The sequence below is a fragment of the Pantoea sp. At-9b genome, from assembly GCF_000175935.2.
Classification (GTDB): domain Bacteria; phylum Pseudomonadota; class Gammaproteobacteria; order Enterobacterales; family Enterobacteriaceae; genus Pantoea.
In genome coordinates, this window is sequence record NC_014837.1 from 1,629,949 (window position 1) to 1,647,055 (window position 17,107).

Below are 17,107 nucleotides of genomic sequence, written 5' to 3' on the forward strand. Positions count from 1 at the left end.
TTTTTACAGACGTGCGGGAAGTATGGGAGAGAAATCAGCTGCTGTACAACGCTGGGGCCACCGAGCGTGGCTGAAACTGCCACCACAATGCCAGTAGCGTCACGCTACCCACCGCGCTGAGCAACATCCACGGCAACTCCGGTAACGACAGTTGCTGGCCGACATCAAACATCCAGCCACCGCCGGAGTAACCAATCAGACCACCGATCGCCAGCCCGAGACGGCTGAACCCCATGTAGCTGCCACGGGCGCGTGGGCTGGCAAGCGAAGCACTCAGGGTTTCGCGTGCCGGTTCGGCAATGATCGAGCCGAGGTAGAACACCGCAATCAGGAAAAACAGCGACGGCAGGGTAGATGTCAGGCCCACCGGCAGCAGACTGATGGTCATCAGAAACAGCCCTGCCATCAGGCGAGTTTCCAGCCGGAAACGTTTCTCGCTCCAGCGTGCCAACGGATACAGCAGACTCAGCGAGAGCAACGCTTCAATGGCATACATCCATTTCACCGCCGCAGGTGCGCCCGCGACCTGATTCACCATCACCGGCAGCATCAGCATTACCTGCACCGCGAGGATGTAATAGCCGGTCAGCGTCAGTACATACAGGCGAAAACGCTTGTCCTGCCAGACACGATGCATGCCTTCGCGCATCGCGATACGTTCAGTGGAGATGCGCCAGGCCGGTAACCAAATCGCATTGAATAATGCCGCGCTGACGAATACCGCCGCGCCGACCCAACACACCAGCCGGAAGTCCCACGCCAGTAACCAGCTGCCGATCAGCGCGCCCAATACCGCACCCGCGCTGTCCTGCATCATCAGCAGGGAGAAGAAGCGGCCACGTTCGCGGGCACGCACCAGTTTCACCACCATCGCGCTGCGCGGGGGATCGAACAAGGTGCCGCCCAGGCCCGATAGCAGGCAGGCCAGCCACAGCAACCAGGGTTCATGCGCCAGCGCCATACAGGCAAAACCGGCCGCGCGCATCAGCATGCCGGTGACGATCAACGGACGCGCGCCAAAACGGTCGGCGATCGCCCCACCAAAAATGCCCAAGCCCTGCTGTACAAATTGACGCAGGCCGAGCGCAATCCCGACCATCAGCGCGGCCCAGCCGAGTTGTTCGACAAAGTGAATAGAGATGAGAGGAAATACGACAAAAAATCCTAACACCACCAACATGTTATCTACTAATAAAAATGTTTTACCGAGGCGTCGTGCCCGCGCAACCCGAGACATGCTTAATCCTGAGCAAGGTGGAGAGGAGAAAAGAGACCAGATGGTCTATTTTCTGCCTGTGCTGGCAGGAAAAACAGGATTATCAGGATGATATTTTTTCATCGAATCGGTAAAGAAATTAATCCTGGACAAGGATGAATACCTGAGCGCGGGAAACGGTGTTTTACCGCAGGCAGGGTGGCGGTTATAGTGAGATATAACGCCGATGGCGTACTTCCTTCTTAAGTCTTGGATTTCAGGAGTCAAGATGTTTGGCTATCGTTCTGCTGGGCCGCGCGTGCGCCTCACTACCGATCGTTTGGTGGTCCGTTTAGTCCATGAGCGTGACGCCTGGCGGTTGGCGGATTACTACGCGGAAAACCGTGTTTTTCTCAAGCCGTGGGAACCGGTACGCGATGAAAGCCATTGTTATCCGTCAGGCTGGCAGGCGCGTCTGGGACTGATCGCCGACATGCATAAACAAGGCTCGGCGTTTTATTTTGTGCTGATGGATCAGGAAGAGCGTGAAGTCCGGGGGGTTGCTAACTTTAGCAACGTCCTGCGAGGCTCTTTTCACGCCTGTTATCTGGGTTACTCATTAGGTGAGAAATGGCAAGGGCAGGGACTGATGTTCGAGGCCCTGCAAAGTGCTATTCGCTATATGCAGCGCCAGCAGCATATGCACCGAATCATGGCGAACTACATGCCGCATAATCAACGCAGCGGCGATCTGCTGGCACGTCTGGGATTTGAAAAAGAGGGTTACGCCAAAGATTACCTGTTAATTGATGGCCGCTGGCAGGATCATGTTCTGACAGCCTTAACCTGGCGCGAGTGGACTCCGGACCGCCGCGGATAATAAAAGGGAACACGACAATGAAAATGGCGTTATCCGCGCAGGCGTTGCGCGTAATCGGTTGCCTGCTGGAAAAACAGGTCACCACACCGGATCAATATCCCCTGTCGCTCAATGGGGTGGTGACCGCCTGTAATCAAAAATCCAACCGTGAACCGGTGATGAACCTGAGCGAGAGCGAGGTGCAGTCCCAGTTGGATGAGCTGGTGAAAAAGCATCTGGTGACCTCCAACAGCGGGTTTGGTCAGCGTGTCAGTAAATATGAACAACGCTTTTGCAATTCAGCCTTTGGCAATCTGCAACTCAGCAGTGCGGAAGTGGCGGTATTGACGCTGCTGTTTCTGCGAGGGGCGCAGACGCCCGGCGAGTTACGTACCCGCAGCGGTCGCCTGCATGAATTCAGTGATATGAATGAAGTGGAACAGACGCTAAACGGTTTAACTTCCCGTGATGATGGCCCGATGGTGGTGCGTCTGGCACGCGAGCCAGGTAAACGTGAAAGTCGCTATATGCATCTGTTTGGCGGCGAGGTGGTCGACACGACGGAGACGACAAGCGAGGCAGAAACCCCGGCGCTTGAGGCGCGGGTCGCACAACTGGAAGAGACCGTGGCCCGGTTGCAGGCGCAACTGGAACAACTGCTGCAACAGGAGCATTGAGATGACACTGCGTATTGGTATCGTGGGCTTAGGTGGTATTGCGCAAAAAGCCTGGCTGCCGGTGTTGTCGCAAGCACAAGGCTGGCAACTGGCCGGGGCATTTTCCCCCAATCAGGCCAAAGCGCAGCCGATTTGCGATAGCTATCGCATTCCGTGTTTCGGCCAGCTTGATGCCCTGGCCGCCGCCAGCGACGCGGTGTTTGTGCACAGCAGCACCGCTTCACATTACGAAGTGGTCAAAGCATTGCTGCTGGCAGATAAAGATGTCTGCGTCGATAAGCCCCTGGCCGAGACGCTACAGCAGGCGGAAGCGCTGGTCGCGCTGGCAGAAAAGCGCAAACGTAAACTGATGGTGGCGTTCAACCGCCGTTTTGCCCCCCGTTATCAACAACTGCACGCTGAAATGGCGCGTGCGGCGTCGCTGCGGATAGAAAAACACCGTGCTGACAGCGTTGGGCCACAGGATTTGCGTTTTACCCTGCTGGACGATTATCTGCATGTGGTTGACACGGCGTTATGGCTGGCCGGTGGTAAACTGACGCGCCTGCACGGTTATATCCAGACCAACGAGCACGGGGCGATGCTGTATGCGGAACACCATTTTTCCGCCGGTGCGCTGCAAGTGACCACCAGTATGCATCGCCGTGCCGGGACGCAGCGTGAAGTGGTCAGTGCCATTTGTGATGGCGATGCTATCCAGGTGGCAGAAATGCGTGACTGGCAACAGGAGAACCGCGCGGGATTACGTCTGGAAGCCCCTCCGGCGTGGCAAAGCCATCTGACACAGCGCGGATTTACCGGGGCGGCTCACCATTTTATTCAGTGCGTACAAAATCAGACGATGCCTGAAACCAGTGGTGAACAGGCGCTGGTGGCGCAGCGGCTGGTGGAAAAGCTGTGGCGTGATGCCGAACAGGAATAATCCCTTGTAACACTCAATGCTGGTCATTTCCCGCCGTGGCAGTAGACTATCGCCGGACATTTTCGAATGTCCGCGCTAAGTTGCTCATTTATCCGACTCTTTTCAGGATGCGCCGCCAATTATGAATTTGTTGAAATCGCTGGCAGCGGTCAGTTCGATGACCCTGTTTTCCCGCGTGCTGGGCTTTGCCCGCGATGCCATTGTGGCGCGGGTATTTGGTGCCGGGATGGCTACCGACGCCTTCTTTGTCGCCTTTAAACTGCCCAACCTGCTGCGGCGCATCTTTGCCGAAGGGGCTTTTTCGCAGGCATTTGTTCCCATTCTTGCTGAATATAAAAGCAAACAGGGTGAGGACGCGACAAGGGTCTTTGTCGCCTACGTCTCCGGCTTACTGACGCTGGTATTGGCCGTGGTGACGGTATTGGGCATGATTGCCGCGCCTTGGGTGATTGTGGTGACGGCACCAGGCTTTGCCGATACGGCGGATAAATTTGCGCTTACCAGTTCGCTGCTGCGCGTCACTTTTCCTTATATCTTGCTGATTTCACTGGCTTCATTGGCCGGGGCGATCCTCAATACCTGGAATCGGTTCTCGGTACCGGCGTTTGCGCCAACATTGCTGAATATCAGCATGATTGGCTTCGCGTTATTCGCCGCGCCACATTTCCATCCGCCAGTGATGGCGCTGGCATGGGCTGTGGTGGTCGGGGGCGTGTTGCAGTTGTTCTATCAACTGCCGCATCTGAAGAAAATTGGCATGCTGGTGCTGCCGCGCGTTAACCTGCGTGATGCGGGTGTCTGGCGCGTGATGCGTCAGATGGGGCCGGCGATCCTTGGCGTTTCAGTCAGTCAGATCTCTCTGATTATCAACACCATCTTTGCTTCATTCCTCGTCTCGGGTTCCGTTTCATGGATGTATTATGCTGACCGCCTGATGGAATTTCCGTCTGGTGTGTTGGGCGTGGCGCTGGGCACCATCCTGCTGCCATCACTGGCGAAAAGCTTTGCCAGCAATAATCACGATGAATATTCACGGTTAATGGACTGGGGTTTACGCCTTTGCTTCCTGTTGGCGCTGCCGAGTGCCGTCGCGCTGGGCATTCTTTCCGGTCCGCTGACCGTGGCGTTATTCCAGTACGGGAAATTTACCGCGTTTGATGCGGCGATGACCCAGCGGGCGTTGATTGCTTATTCCGTCGGGCTGATGGGGTTAATCGTGGTGAAAGTGCTGGCTCCGGGGTTCTATTCGCGCCAGGACATCAAAACGCCGGTCAAAATTGCCATCATTACCCTGGTGATGACGCAGTTGATGAACCTGGCGTTTATCGGTCCACTGAAACATGCCGGTTTGTCGCTGTCGATCGGACTGGCGGCTTGCCTCAATGCGGCACTGCTTTACTGGCAACTGCGCAAGCAACAGATTTTTCAGCCGCAACCCGGTTGGTTTAGCTTTTTAGTCCGTCTGCTGATTGCGGTGGTCGCGATGGCGGCGGCGCTGGTGGGGTTGTTGTATGTGATGCCGTCATGGGAAGTGGGGCAGATGTGGTGGCGTTTACTGCGTCTGGCGGCGGTCTGTGCCGTGGGCGGCGGAGCGTATTTTTTGATGCTGGGACTGATGGGGTTCCGCCCGCGAGATTTTGCCCGCCGCACGCAGGCATAATCAGCTGTTGACGTAATAGAAAAGCCGCCTCGTTATCAGCGATGGCGGCTTTTTTACTTCTGAACGTCGAACGGTTACCCTTTGCGGCTCAGTGTTGACTGACCTTTACCTAATCCGTCCGGTCCATAGAATGCCTGCGTCTGGTGCGGCTTCAACACCGACAAGGCATCATTGGTAAAACGCATCTGCTGCTGAAGCAGCAAACCATTGTGCGTATTGGCGTCCCGCAGTTGACAGGTATGCTTTTGAATAGCGGTCCAGCGACGCGCCATGTCGCTGTTGCCACGATAGGGTGCCTGCGTACCGACACTTTGTTCGGTCGTGCGGCGCATCTCGTCAAGATAATTCAGCGTCGAGAGCAGCGCGCTTTTATCTTCGGTAATGCGCTGCAACAGGTTGCCGTTAATCAGGCCGGAAGCCAGTTGTTGCTGCTCTTCATTCATCACTTCACGGAGAGAAGAGAGCACTTCCTGCATTTTATCTAACGTGGTCAACAGATTGTTCATCGGGATTAATTACCCTCTAAATACGCCTTGGTATCAGCAATCAGCGCATCGGCGATCTTGCCGGTATCCATTTTCAATTCGCCATTGCGGATGGCGGTTTTCAGTTGCTCAACGCGCGCCGTATTGATGTCGCTGCTGCCCGGTTGTGTCAGCTGCGCCTGCGCAGCGCTCAGTTTCACCTGGGCACCGCTTTCGCTGGTGCTGGTGGTCGCGGCTGTGGTGCTCTGGCGCACTTTGCTGCCGTTGTCAGCATTGTCACGGGTCTGAACAGTGCTGGGCGGCTGAATAGGCTGGGTTCTGTCGATGCTCATGGTCTTGCTCCTGTAAGGTCAGTTGGGGATAAGCCAACTGAGTCAGCATAGGGTAATTTCTTTGTTGCTTTCACTATCGGCAGAAAAACAGGGTTCTTTAGCGCTTTATAGCGATATAAGAATATTCCCATCCTCGCCGACCCGGCCGCTGACCACCTGACCATTGCCCATCCGTACTCTGACCATTTGCGCGGTGGTGGCATTATTCAGTGCCTGCCCTTCGCTGCTGGCATCAAAACCGTTGCCGCTGGCAACCACAATCACATTTTGTCCCGCTTTGACTCGCCATGGCAGACGCACCATGGTGGCGGTTACCGGCTGCCCGGGGGTGATATCGCGCATCGCGATGGCATCGGCCACGCTGTCCGCGCTGAATAAAGTCCGCGCGGGCAACGTATCCAGCCGCCCGGATTGTAAACGAAAATCGCTGGCAGTGACGTTACTGCCACGCATCAACTGATGATTTGCCACCAGATAAAGCCCCGTGACCTGCACTTGCACCTGGATATATCGGCGATTCTGCCCGCAATTGGTGGCAATGCTCATGTTACCCCACTGGCGGCTGTTGCCGGGCAACACAAATTGCGGCGCAGCGCAGTCTGGCCACTGTGCCTGCGGTGTACGCACCTGCACGGTCATCCCCGCCGCATGTTGCGGATCGCGCGCTTTAAAAAATTGTGTCAGCTGCGCGGTGAGATCCGCAGCCTGGCCAGGCAAAGACAGGGCCAGCAAAAGTGGGGCCAGTAAGGTTGGAAATCTGCGCATAACACGCCTCCTGACTGAAGATGGCACTGAGTCTACTCCTCACGCCAAAAATTCAATGTCAAAAATAGCCAATGTTTTTGGCGCTATTCAGACGATAGCCCTTGCTTTTCCCCAATTAAGCTGTCAGCTCGAAATTCTCATTCGCGGAGGAAGCATGCTCGACAAACTCGATGCCGCGCTGCGATTTGGTACAGAAGCCCTCAACTTGCGAGCGGAGCGTCAGGAGATCCTGGCATCCAATATTGCCAACGCCGATACCCCGGGCTACCAGGCTCGGGATATCGACTTTGCCAGCCAGCTCAGCAAGGTGATGGAAAACGGTCGCTCCGAGGGCAGCAGTCTGGCACTCAACGTGACGTCTGCTCGCCACATTGAGGCGCAGACCAATTCACAGCCGTCGATGGATCTGCTGTACCGCATTCCCGATCAGCCTGCCGCGGATGGCAACACCGTGGATATGGACCGGGAACGTACGCAGTTCGCTGATAACAGCCTGAAATATCAAACCGATCTCACCCTGATCAGTAGCCAGATCAAGGGCATGATGAGTGTTCTGCAGGGGCAATAACAATGGCATTGCTAAATATCTTTGATATCGCCGGGTCGGCCATGACAGCGCAATCGCAGCGCCTCAACGTCAGCGCCAGTAACCTGGCAAACGCCGACAGCGTCACCGGACCGGATGGTCAGCCGTATGTGGCGAAACAGGTGGTGTTCCAGACCGATGCCGCACCGGGTATGGCGACCGGTGGCGTCAAGGTGGCGGGGGTGGTGGACGATCCTTCACCAGCCAAACTGGTGTACGACCCGGGCAATCCCATGGCCGACCAGAAAGGTTACGTCAAGATGCCCAATGTGGACGTGGTGGCAGAGACCGTGAACACCATGTCGGCCTCACGCAGTTACCAGGCCAACGTTGAGGTCCTGAACACCGTGAAATCAATGATGATGAAAACGCTGACCATGGGTCAGTAACGGAGAAACACAATGGGTATCGCGGTAGGCGTTAACGAAAACCTGGACCCCACGGTCCTCAGTTCTTCCAGCAGTAGCAGCACCGGCAACAGTGCTGAAGACTTACAAAACCAGTTTCTGACCATGCTGGTGACGCAGTTGCAGAACCAGGACCCGACTAACCCGATGGATAACAGCCAGCTCACCACGCAGTTGGCACAAATCAACACCCTGAGTGGCATTGAAAAACTCAATACCACTCTGGGATCGATCTCCGGACAAATCAGCACCAGCCAGAACCTGCAAAGTACCACGCTCATTGGTCATGGCGTGATGGTGGATGGCAGCCAGATCCTTGTAGGCAGCGGCACGACGACGCCATTTGGTGTGGAACTGACCACTGCGTCAACGTCCACTACCGCCACCATCAAAGATTCAACCGGTGCCACCGTGCGCACCATTGACCTCGGTGCACTGTCGTCAGGCGTCCATACCTTCTCGTGGGATGGCACGCTGACCGACGGCTCAACGGCACCGGATGGCAAATATACCGTTTCGATTGCCGCCAGCAATGGCAGCACCCAACTGGTGGCTCAGCCGCTGAATTACGCCTACGTCAGTGGCGTCAGTACAACGGATGACACCTCGACACTGGACCTCGGCACCATGGGCACCGCGACCCTTGATGAAGTACGTCAGATTCTCTAATCAACCTGTAATCCGGAGAAATTAACATGTCTTTTTCCCAAGCGGTGAGCGGCCTGAGTGCTGCTTCAAGCAACCTTGATGTCATTGGCAACAACATCGCCAACTCCGCGACAGCGGGTTTTAAATCCAGCACCATCGCCTTTGCCGACCTGTTCGCCGGTTCTGACGTGGGCCTGGGCACCAAAGTTGCCGCAGTGATCCAGAACTTTAACGACGGCACCACCACCACCACCAGCCGTGGCCTGGACGTGGCGTTGAGTGGCAACGGTTTCTTCCGTATGACCGACAGCAGCGGCGCGGTGTACTACTCGCGTAACGGCCAGTTCACGCTGGATGAAAACCGTAACCTGGTCAACACCCAAGGGCTGTATGTGACCGGCTATCCGGCAAGTGGTTCACCGGCCACCATCCAGACCGGTGCGAACCCGGTAGCGCTGAGCATCCCGACCACTCAGATGTCAGCGAAAGCGACGACTACCGCTACTCAGGTCGCCAACCTCAACTCCACCAGTGATATCCCGAGTGTGACCACGTTTGATTCATCGAACGTTGACAGCTACAACGCCAAAAGCACCATGACGGTGTATGACTCACAGGGTAACGATCACACTCTGGACATGTACTACGTCAAAACCGGTGATAACGCCTGGACCGTCCACGCTGTCGATTCCACCACGGGCGCGTCTGCCGGTGATTTCGACCTGACCTTTGACAGCAGCGGCAACCTGACCAGCGTCGGCGGTGTCACCGGTGCAACCACCGTGGCACTGAGCATCGACGGCACCAACGGTGCAGCGGCAGGCCAGTCCATCACCCTGAACATGCAGGGCAGCCTGCAACAGAACACCGGCACCACCACCTTCGGTAACCCGACTCAGGATGGCTATGCGCCGGGCGATCTGACCACCTACACCATCAACGACGACGGCACCATCACCGGTACGTACTCCAACCAGCAAACTCAGCTGCTGGGACAGATCGTTCTGGCGAGCTTCTCTAACCCGGAAGGGTTGCAGTCCGAAGGTGACAACGTGTGGAGCGCCACCAGTTCTTCTGGCCAGGCGGCGATCGGCACTGCAGGTACCGGGACGTTCGGCTCGCTGACTGCCGGCGCGCTGGAAGCCTCCAACGTGGATTTGAGCCAGGAACTGGTCAACATGATCGTCGCGCAGCGCAACTATCAGGCGAACGCGCAGACCATCAAAACCCAGGACCAGATCCTCAACACCCTGGTCAACTTACGTTAATTCACTAACGGGATTGCATTATGGATCACGCGATATATACCGCGATGGGGGCCGCCAGCCAGACGCTGGAGCAGCAGTCCGTCACGGCCAGCAACCTCGCCAACGCCTCCACGCCGGGTTTTCGTGCCCAACTGGAAGCGTACCGCGCGGTGCCGGTCAATGGCTGGTCGCTGCCGACACGCACGCTGGTGACGGCGTCTACGCCAGGGGCCGATATGAGTGCAGGAGCGATGGACAACACCGGTCGTGCGCTCGACGTGGCGGTGGGGCAGGACGGCTGGCTGGCGGTACGCACCGCTGACGGCAGCGAGGCTTACACCCGCAACGGTAACATTCAAATCAGCTCCACCGGCATCCTGACAATCCAGGGCAATCCCGTGATGGGCGATGGCGGGCCGATTGCCGTGCCACAAGGCGCAGAACTGACCATTGCAGCGGATGGCTCTATCACCTCGCGTAACCCCGGTGATGCCCCCAACGCCACGGTACAGATTGGTCGTCTGAAGCTGGTTAAGGCCACCGGCCAGGAGCTGCAACGTAGTGACGACGGGATGTTCCGCCCCACAGCACAAACCCAGGCCACCCGAGGCGCAGCGCTGGCGCAAGACGTCAACGTGCAAGTGTCGCCGGGGGTGCTGGAGGGCAGTAACGTTAAACCCGTGGAAACCATGGTCGATATGATCGCCAACGCCCGACGTTTTGAGATGCAGATGAAGGTGATCTCAAACGTCGATGAAAACGAACAAAAAGCCAACCAGTTGCTCAACATGAGCAGCTAAGGCTGAGGATAAAACAATGATTCGTTCCTTATGGATTGCGAAAACCGGTCTTGATGCCCAGCAAACCAACATGGACGTCATCGCTAACAACCTGGCGAACGTCAGCACCAACGGTTTTAAGCGTTCGCGTGCGGTATTTGAAGACCTGATGTATCAAACCGTGCGTCAGCCGGGCACGCAGTCATCCGAGCAAACCACCTTACCGTCTGGCATGCAGATCGGTACCGGTGTGCGTCCGGTGACCACTGAACGTCTGCACACCCAGGGCAACCTGTCGCAGACCAGCAACTCAAAAGATCTGGCGATTAACGGCCAGGGATATTTTGAAGTGCAGATGCCGGATGGCACGTCAGCGTATACCCGCGATGGCTCATTCCAGGTGGATCAGAATGGTCAGTTGGTGACCAACTCCGGCTATACCGTGCAGCCGGGTATCACCATTCCTGCCAACGCCACCAGTATCACCGTATCGCGCGATGGCATCGTCAGCGTGACACAGCAGGGCCAGACCAACCCGACGCAGGTCGGCCAGTTGACGCTCAGTACCTTTATGAATGATGCCGGTCTCGACAGCCTGGGTGAAAACCTCTACCAGGAAACCCAGGCATCCGGTGCGGCGACGCAAAGCACGCCGGGGCAGAACGGTGCGGGCCTGTTGTATCAAGGTTATGTGGAAACCTCGAACGTCAACGTGGCGGAAGAGCTGGTCTCCATGATCCAGACGCAGCGCGCTTATGAGATCAACAGTAAAGCGGTCAGCACCTCCGATCAGATGTTAGCGAAGTTAACCCAGTTATAAATCTGGTGTCGTTGGGCCAGCCTGGCTGGCCTGATTAAGAACATGAATAAGGTCAGAACTCCGTGGCGAAGCAAGTGATTCTCAAGCCTGGTCATTGGTTGGTAGCGTTATCGCTGCTGACCCTCAACGGTTGTGCGTTAATCCCGCGCACGCCTCTGGTACAAGGTTCGACAACGGCTGAGCCAACGCCTTCTGCGCCACCCGTGGTCAATGGTTCCATTTTTCAGGGCGTTGCACCGCTCAACTACGGCTATCAGCCGCTGTTTGAGGACCGCCGTCCACGCAACATTGGCGATACCCTGACCATTACCTTGCAGGAAAACGTCAGCGCCAGCAAAAGCTCGTCTGCCAATGCCAGTCGTGATGGCAGTGGAAGCTTTGGTCTGACGACCGTCCCAACCGGCCTGAATGGTCTGGTCGGTGCGAGTGGTGAGAAAGTGGGTCTTGATGGCGAAGGCAAAAACGACTTTACCGGCAAAGGCGGCGCCACCGCTAACAACACCTTTACCGGCACCATCACCGTTACCGTTAACCAGGTGCTGTCCAACGGTAACCTGCGCGTGGTGGGTGAGAAACAGATCGAGATTAATCAGGGAACCGAATTTATTCGTTTCTCCGGTGTGGTTAACCCCCGCACCATCAGCGCCAGTAACGCGGTGCTGTCAACAGCAGTGGCCGATGCACGTATTGAGTATGTCGGTAATGGTTATATCAATGAGGCGCAGACGATGGGCTGGTTCCAGCGTTTCTTCCTGAACGTTTCGCCGATGTAAGAGGTTACGATGAAAATGAACACTCTGCTGCGTCTGACGCTGAGCTTGCTGCTTGGATTCAGCCTAATCGCCCATGCTGACCGCATCCGCGATCTGACCACCGTACAGGGCGTGCGCGACAACCAGTTGATTGGTTACGGTTTGGTGGTGGGTCTGGACGGTACGGGTGACCAGACCACGCAAACACCGTTTACCACGCAAACCGTCAGCAACATGCTGTCGCAGCTGGGGATCACCGTACCTTCCGGCACCAATATGCAGCTGAAAAACGTGGCGGCGGTCATGGTCACAGCGAAACTGCCGGCCTTCGCCCGTCAGGGACAGAACATTGATGTGGTGGTGTCGTCGCTGGGTAACGCGAAAAGCCTGCGCGGCGGTACGTTGCTGATGACGCCGATGAAAGGCGTGGATAACCAGGTGTATGCGCTGGCGCAAGGTAACATCCTGGTGGGGGGCGCGGGTGCCGCGGCCGGTGGCAGCAGCGTACAGGTTAACCAGCTGAACGGTGGTCGCATTACTGATGGTGCGACGGTGGAACGTGAGCTGCAAAGCAACTTCGGCAGCCAGAACACCATCAACCTGCAACTCAACAATGAAGATTTCACCATGGCACAGCGGATTGCGGATGCCATCAATCGCGGCGGCTATGGTTACGCTCAGCCGCTGGATGCGCGTACCGTGCAGATTCGGGTGTCGCCGAACAACAGTTCTCAGGTCCGCGTCCTGTCGGACATCCAGAATCTTGACGTTTCCGTACCGCTGGAAGACGCCAAAGTGATCATCAACTCACGTACCGGTTCGGTGGTGATGAACCGCGAAGTGACGCTGAGCACCTGTGCGGTCGCGCAGGGCAACCTGTCGGTCACGGTCAATCAGCAGCAGAACGTCAATCAGCCGAATACGCCGTTCGCCGGTGGTCAAACGGTGACGACCAATCAGACGCAGATTGATATGCGCCAGAGTGGCGGTGCGCTGCAACACGTCAACGCCAGTGCCAATCTCAATAATGTGGTGCGCGCGCTGAATGCGCTGGGTGCAACACCGATTGATCTGATGTCGATTCTGCAATCGATGCAGAGTGCGGGCTGTCTGCGCGCCAAACTGGAAATTATCTGATGAGTGATACGCAATCGCTGATGAATGCGGCTTATGACAGCCGCTCGCTCAATGACCTGAAACGCGAAGCCAGTCAGGACCCGAAAGGTAAAGCCTTACAGGTGGCGAAGCAGGTTGAGGGGATGTTCGTCCAGATGATGCTGAAAAGCATGCGTGAAGCGTTGCCGAAAGATGGCCTGCTCAGCAACGACCAGACGCGGCTTTTCACCTCGATGTACGATCAGCAGATTGCGCAGGAGATGGGCAAACGTGGCCTTGGGCTGGCGGACACTATCGTCAAACAGATGCAACCCGCCCAGGAGCCCGATGAACGTGCGGGCACTGTCCCGATGAAGCTGGATAACAGCTTTATTTACAGCAGCATGGCGCCGGTTCAGCTGGAGCAAATGGTGCGCAAAGCGATGCCACGACTGCCGGTATCACCCGGCAGTTTGTCCGGCGACAGCAGCGACTTTATTGCTCAGCTAGCGCAACCCGCCAAAGTCGCGAGTGACGAAAGCGGCATTCCGCACCATCTGATTCTGGCGCAGGCCGCGTTGGAATCCGGTTGGGGGCAGCGCCAGATTCTGACGCGCGACGGCAAGCCGAGTTACAACGTGTTCGGTATCAAGGCCAGCGGTGACTGGAAAGGTGAAACCACCGACATCATGACCACCGAATATGAACACGGCGAAGCGAAAAAAGTCCGCGCCACTTTCCGTGTGTACGGCTCCTATCTGGAGGCGCTGACGGATTACGTCAAACTCCTGTCGAACAACCCGCGTTACGCCGCCGTGGCTAATGCCCAGACGGCGGAGCAGGGCGCGCAGGCGTTACAAGCTGCCGGTTATGCGACAGATCCACGCTATGCGCAGAAACTGGTAGGAATGATCCAGCAATTCAAGAACATGGGTGAAAAAGTCGTGAAGGCGTATAGCCAGGATTTGACCGATTTGTTCTGATTTTTTGCCTCAAGTTTCACTTAAGCACGCCGATAACCTTCATACACCCCGGGCGTTTCCACGCCCCGGTAACCGCACTGATGACAGCCAGCCCGGTGAACGGGAAATTAAGGAACCGAGATGTCCAGTATAATCAACTCAGCGATGAGCGGGCTGAGCGCCGCACAGGCCGCATTAAGCACCACCAGTAACAACATCAGCAACTATACCGTGGCGGGCTACACGCGCCAGACAACTATCCTCGGGCAGGCTAACAGCACGCTGAGCGGGAACAGCTACTACGGTAATGGGGTGACGGTGACGGGTGTGCAGCGTGAATATGATGAGTTCATCACTGCGCAGTTACGCAGTGCCAGTGCGACGTATAATGCGCAAAATACCCAATATTCTCAGATCTCAAATATTGACGATCTGTTATCGACCTCGACCACCAGCCTGTCAACGTCGATTCAGGACTTCTTCACCAACGTACAAAACGTGGTCAGTAACGCCGACGATCCGTCAGCGCGTCAGTCAATGCTGAGTAATGCCCAGGGATTGGTCAACCAGTTCCAGACAACAGCACAATATCTGACCAATATGCAGACCAGCGTCAACACCGATATCACCTCCAGCGTTGACCAGATCAATACCTATACCAGCCAGATTGCCAACCTGAACACCCAGATTGCCAAACTGACCACCGGAGATGGCACGGCGCCGAATGACCTGCTGGATCAGCGTGATCAACTGGTGAGCAGCCTGAATGATATCGTCGGTGTCACGGTGTCGCAGCAGGATGGCAGCTATATCGTTTCAATGGGCAGCACCACGCTGGTCAATGGCAGTAAAACCACTTCGCTGGTGGCGATGCCTTCCAGCAGTGACCCTTCACGTATCACCGTCGGTTATGTTGATAAGCAGGCGGGTAACGTAGAAATTGCTGAGAAAACCCTGACAACCGGTTCGTTGGGTGGTCTGCTGGCGTTCCGTACCCAGGATCTGGACACCGCTCAGAACCAGCTCGGTCAGCTTGCCGCTGCCTTTGCCACCAGCTTCAATACCATCCATAAAGAAGGGTATGACAGCAACGGTGATCAGGGCACTGATTTCTTTAACATCGGCAGCCCGGAAGTCCTGAGCAACACCAAGAATACCTCCAGCACGACGCTGTCCGCTGAATGGACCGACACCAGCGCGCTGAAAGCCTCAAACTACACCGTCAGCTACGACGGCACCAACTGGTCGGTTACCCGTCAGTCGGACAACGTTAGCGTGACGGCGACGCAGGGAACTGATGCCGATGGTAACACCACGCTGAGCTTTGATGGTCTTCAGTTAACCGTAAGTGGTACGCCTGCGGCGAAAGACAGCTTCCTGGTAAAACCGGTGCAGAACGTGATTGGTGATATGTCAGTGGCGATCACTGATGAGTCACAGATTGCGGCGGCAGGTGCGGTGGATGGTGCCAGCGATAATACCAATGCGCAAAAACTGCTGGATTTGCAGGACAGCAAACTGGTGAACGGTAACGCCACCTTGGCCGAGGCGTATGCCAGCATCGTCAGTACGGTGGGTAACAAAACCAGTACGCTGGAAACCACCAGTACCACTCAGGAAAGTGTGGTGAGTCAGTTAAGTGACCGTCAGCAGTCAATTTCGGGCGTCAACCTCGATGAAGAGTACGCCAACCTGACCAAATATCAGCAATATTACACGGCTAACGCGCAGGTGCTGCAAACCGCCAGCACCATTTTCAACGCGTTGATCGATAGCCTCGGCTAAGCAGAGAGGATAAAAAACCATGCGTCTTAGTACCAATATGATTTTTAACCAGCAGGTGCGCGGTATCACGGATTCGCAAGCTTCCTGGCTCAAAGTCGGTGAACAGCTTTCCAGCGGTCGCCGCGTGACTAACCCTTCTGATGACCCGATTGCGGCCTCGCGCGCTGTGGTGTTGTCGCAGACTCAGGCCAAAAGCGCCCAGTACGCCACCGCGCGTAGCTTTGCCAACCAGAGTCTGTCAATGGAAGAAAATACGCTTTCCAGCGTCACCAGCAGCATTCAGGATGCGCAGACCCTAATTGTTCAGGGTTCAACCGGTACGTTGAGTGATGATGACCGGGCTTCGATCGCCACGTCACTGGAAGGTATCCGCTCGCAATTGCTGGGCCTGGCTAACAGTAAAGACGGTAACGGCAACTATATTTTTGCCGGCTATCAAACCGATACCGAGCCATTCACTGATGATGGCACTGGCGTGACCTATGTCGGCGGTAGCAATCCGATTACGCAAAAAGTGGATGACAGCCGCACCATGTCGGTCGGCGACACCGGCACCTCGGTGTTTATGTCAATTACCAGCAATGCCAAAGCAGAGCCGGACGGTAGCGCCAGTGAAACTAACCTGTTCAATATGCTCGACAGTGCGATTGCCGCGTTGAAAGTGCCACAGGACAACGCTGACGATGCCACCAAACAAACCTTCCAGGATGCGATGGATAAGACCAACCGCGGTTTGAGCAACTCACTGAACAACGTGCTGAGCGTGCGTTCTGCGGTAGGCTCAAAGATGTCTGAGCTGGACACGCTGGATGCGCAGGGTGATGACCGCGATACCATTATGGCGTCACAAATGAGTGACCTGGTGGATGTGGATTACACCTCGGCAATCTCCAGCTACACCATGCAGCAGACGGCGTTGCAAGCCTCGTATACGGTCTTTACCCAGATGTCGAAGATGTCACTGTTCCAGATGAATTCGTAACTGACCGACAAATTTGAGCGTACTTAAACCGGGTGCGCTTGTTTTTTCCCACGTCCCTTACCGGCCGTGGGATTTTTTTTGCCTGATATTTTTTCCGACCAATAAAAAACCCCGGACTGGCCGGGGTTGGGTTATGACGTTTAGCGAGC

The 17,107-nt window shown here is 56.0% G+C and carries 19 protein-coding genes; 15 read left to right on the plus strand and 4 right to left on the minus strand.

The features are described 5' to 3' along the window. Positions 1-34 precede the first annotated feature (34 nt). The gene (gene mdtH / locus PAT9B_RS07395; RefSeq protein WP_013508633.1) at positions 35-1,237 is read right to left on the minus strand and encodes a multidrug efflux MFS transporter MdtH; all 1,203 of its coding nucleotides are present in this window, start codon (positions 1,235-1,237) and stop codon (positions 35-37) included. 247 nt (positions 1,238-1,484) lie between these two features. Between mdtH and rimJ the strand changes: the two genes are divergently transcribed. The 4 genes from rimJ (at position 1,485) to murJ (ending at position 5,313) form a co-directional block, all read left to right on the plus strand. Further along, the gene (rimJ, locus tag PAT9B_RS07400; protein WP_013508634.1) at positions 1,485-2,075 is read left to right on the plus strand and encodes a ribosomal protein S5-alanine N-acetyltransferase; all 591 of its coding nucleotides are present in this window, start codon (positions 1,485-1,487) and stop codon (positions 2,073-2,075) included. A gap of 17 nt (positions 2,076-2,092) precedes the next feature. Further along, on the plus strand, positions 2,093-2,731 hold the full coding sequence (locus tag PAT9B_RS07405) for a DUF480 domain-containing protein (protein ID WP_013508635.1): 639 nt from the start codon (positions 2,093-2,095) through the stop codon (positions 2,729-2,731). Position 2,732: 1 nt separating this feature from the next. Next, the gene (locus tag PAT9B_RS07410) at positions 2,733-3,653 is read left to right on the plus strand and encodes a Gfo/Idh/MocA family protein (RefSeq protein WP_013508636.1); all 921 of its coding nucleotides are present in this window, start codon (positions 2,733-2,735) and stop codon (positions 3,651-3,653) included. Positions 3,654-3,774: 121 nt separating this feature from the next. Then, complete coding sequence (gene murJ, locus PAT9B_RS07415; RefSeq protein WP_013508637.1) at positions 3,775-5,313, plus strand: murein biosynthesis integral membrane protein MurJ; 1,539 nt, start codon at positions 3,775-3,777, stop codon at positions 5,311-5,313. A 74-nt stretch (positions 5,314-5,387) separates the two neighbouring features. Here murJ and flgN read toward each other — a convergent pair whose 3' ends face one another. The 3 genes from flgN to flgA form a co-directional block, all read right to left on the minus strand. After that, positions 5,388-5,819, minus strand: a complete 432-nt coding sequence (gene flgN, locus PAT9B_RS07420; RefSeq protein ID WP_013508638.1) for a flagellar export chaperone FlgN — start codon at positions 5,817-5,819, stop codon at positions 5,388-5,390. A gap of 5 nt (positions 5,820-5,824) precedes the next feature. Further along, entirely contained in the window at positions 5,825-6,130 is a 306-nt protein-coding gene (flgM, locus tag PAT9B_RS07425; RefSeq protein WP_013508639.1) for a flagellar biosynthesis anti-sigma factor FlgM, read from the minus strand. 105 nt (positions 6,131-6,235) lie between these two features. Further along, entirely contained in the window at positions 6,236-6,895 is a 660-nt protein-coding gene (gene flgA / locus PAT9B_RS07430) for a flagellar basal body P-ring formation chaperone FlgA (protein ID WP_013508640.1), read from the minus strand. Between the two features lie 154 nt (positions 6,896-7,049). Here flgA and flgB point away from each other — a divergent pair, with 154 nt between their 5' ends. The 11 genes from flgB (at position 7,050) to flgL (ending at position 16,958) form a co-directional block, all read left to right on the plus strand. Continuing rightward, entirely contained in the window at positions 7,050-7,463 is a 414-nt protein-coding gene (flgB, locus tag PAT9B_RS07435) for a flagellar basal body rod protein FlgB (RefSeq protein WP_013508641.1), read from the plus strand. Between the two features lie 2 nt (positions 7,464-7,465). Beyond that, a complete protein-coding gene (gene flgC, locus PAT9B_RS07440; RefSeq protein ID WP_013508642.1) occupies positions 7,466-7,870 on the plus strand; it encodes a flagellar basal body rod protein FlgC in 405 nt (134 codons plus the stop codon). Between the two features lie 12 nt (positions 7,871-7,882). Continuing rightward, positions 7,883-8,557, plus strand: coding sequence for a flagellar hook assembly protein FlgD (flgD, locus tag PAT9B_RS07445; protein ID WP_013508643.1), 675 nt, complete (start codon positions 7,883-7,885; stop codon positions 8,555-8,557). Positions 8,558-8,583: 26 nt separating this feature from the next. Beyond that, complete coding sequence (gene flgE, locus PAT9B_RS07450; protein WP_013508644.1) at positions 8,584-9,804, plus strand: flagellar hook protein FlgE; 1,221 nt, start codon at positions 8,584-8,586, stop codon at positions 9,802-9,804. Between the two features lie 20 nt (positions 9,805-9,824). Beyond that, positions 9,825-10,583, plus strand: a complete 759-nt coding sequence (locus PAT9B_RS07455; RefSeq protein ID WP_013508645.1) for a flagellar basal body rod protein FlgF — start codon at positions 9,825-9,827, stop codon at positions 10,581-10,583. A gap of 16 nt (positions 10,584-10,599) precedes the next feature. Further along, positions 10,600-11,382, plus strand: coding sequence for a flagellar basal-body rod protein FlgG (gene flgG / locus PAT9B_RS07460; protein WP_013508646.1), 783 nt, complete (start codon positions 10,600-10,602; stop codon positions 11,380-11,382). A gap of 62 nt (positions 11,383-11,444) precedes the next feature. Continuing rightward, a complete protein-coding gene (locus PAT9B_RS07465; RefSeq protein WP_013508647.1) occupies positions 11,445-12,155 on the plus strand; it encodes a flagellar basal body L-ring protein FlgH in 711 nt (236 codons plus the stop codon). A 9-nt stretch (positions 12,156-12,164) separates the two neighbouring features. Further along, a complete protein-coding gene (locus PAT9B_RS07470) occupies positions 12,165-13,271 on the plus strand; it encodes a flagellar basal body P-ring protein FlgI (protein WP_013508648.1) in 1,107 nt (368 codons plus the stop codon). After that, positions 13,271-14,212: a flagellar assembly peptidoglycan hydrolase FlgJ gene (gene flgJ, locus PAT9B_RS07475; protein ID WP_013508649.1), complete on the plus strand. Its 942-nt coding sequence runs from the start codon at positions 13,271-13,273 to the stop codon at positions 14,210-14,212. Before PAT9B_RS07470 ends, flgJ begins: the two co-directional genes overlap by 1 nt. A gap of 120 nt (positions 14,213-14,332) precedes the next feature. Beyond that, the gene (gene flgK / locus PAT9B_RS07480) at positions 14,333-15,976 is read left to right on the plus strand and encodes a flagellar hook-associated protein FlgK (RefSeq protein WP_013508650.1); all 1,644 of its coding nucleotides are present in this window, start codon (positions 14,333-14,335) and stop codon (positions 15,974-15,976) included. Positions 15,977-15,995: 19 nt separating this feature from the next. Next, entirely contained in the window at positions 15,996-16,958 is a 963-nt protein-coding gene (gene flgL, locus PAT9B_RS07485; RefSeq protein ID WP_013508651.1) for a flagellar hook-associated protein FlgL, read from the plus strand. Positions 16,959-17,107: the final 149 nt, after the last annotated feature.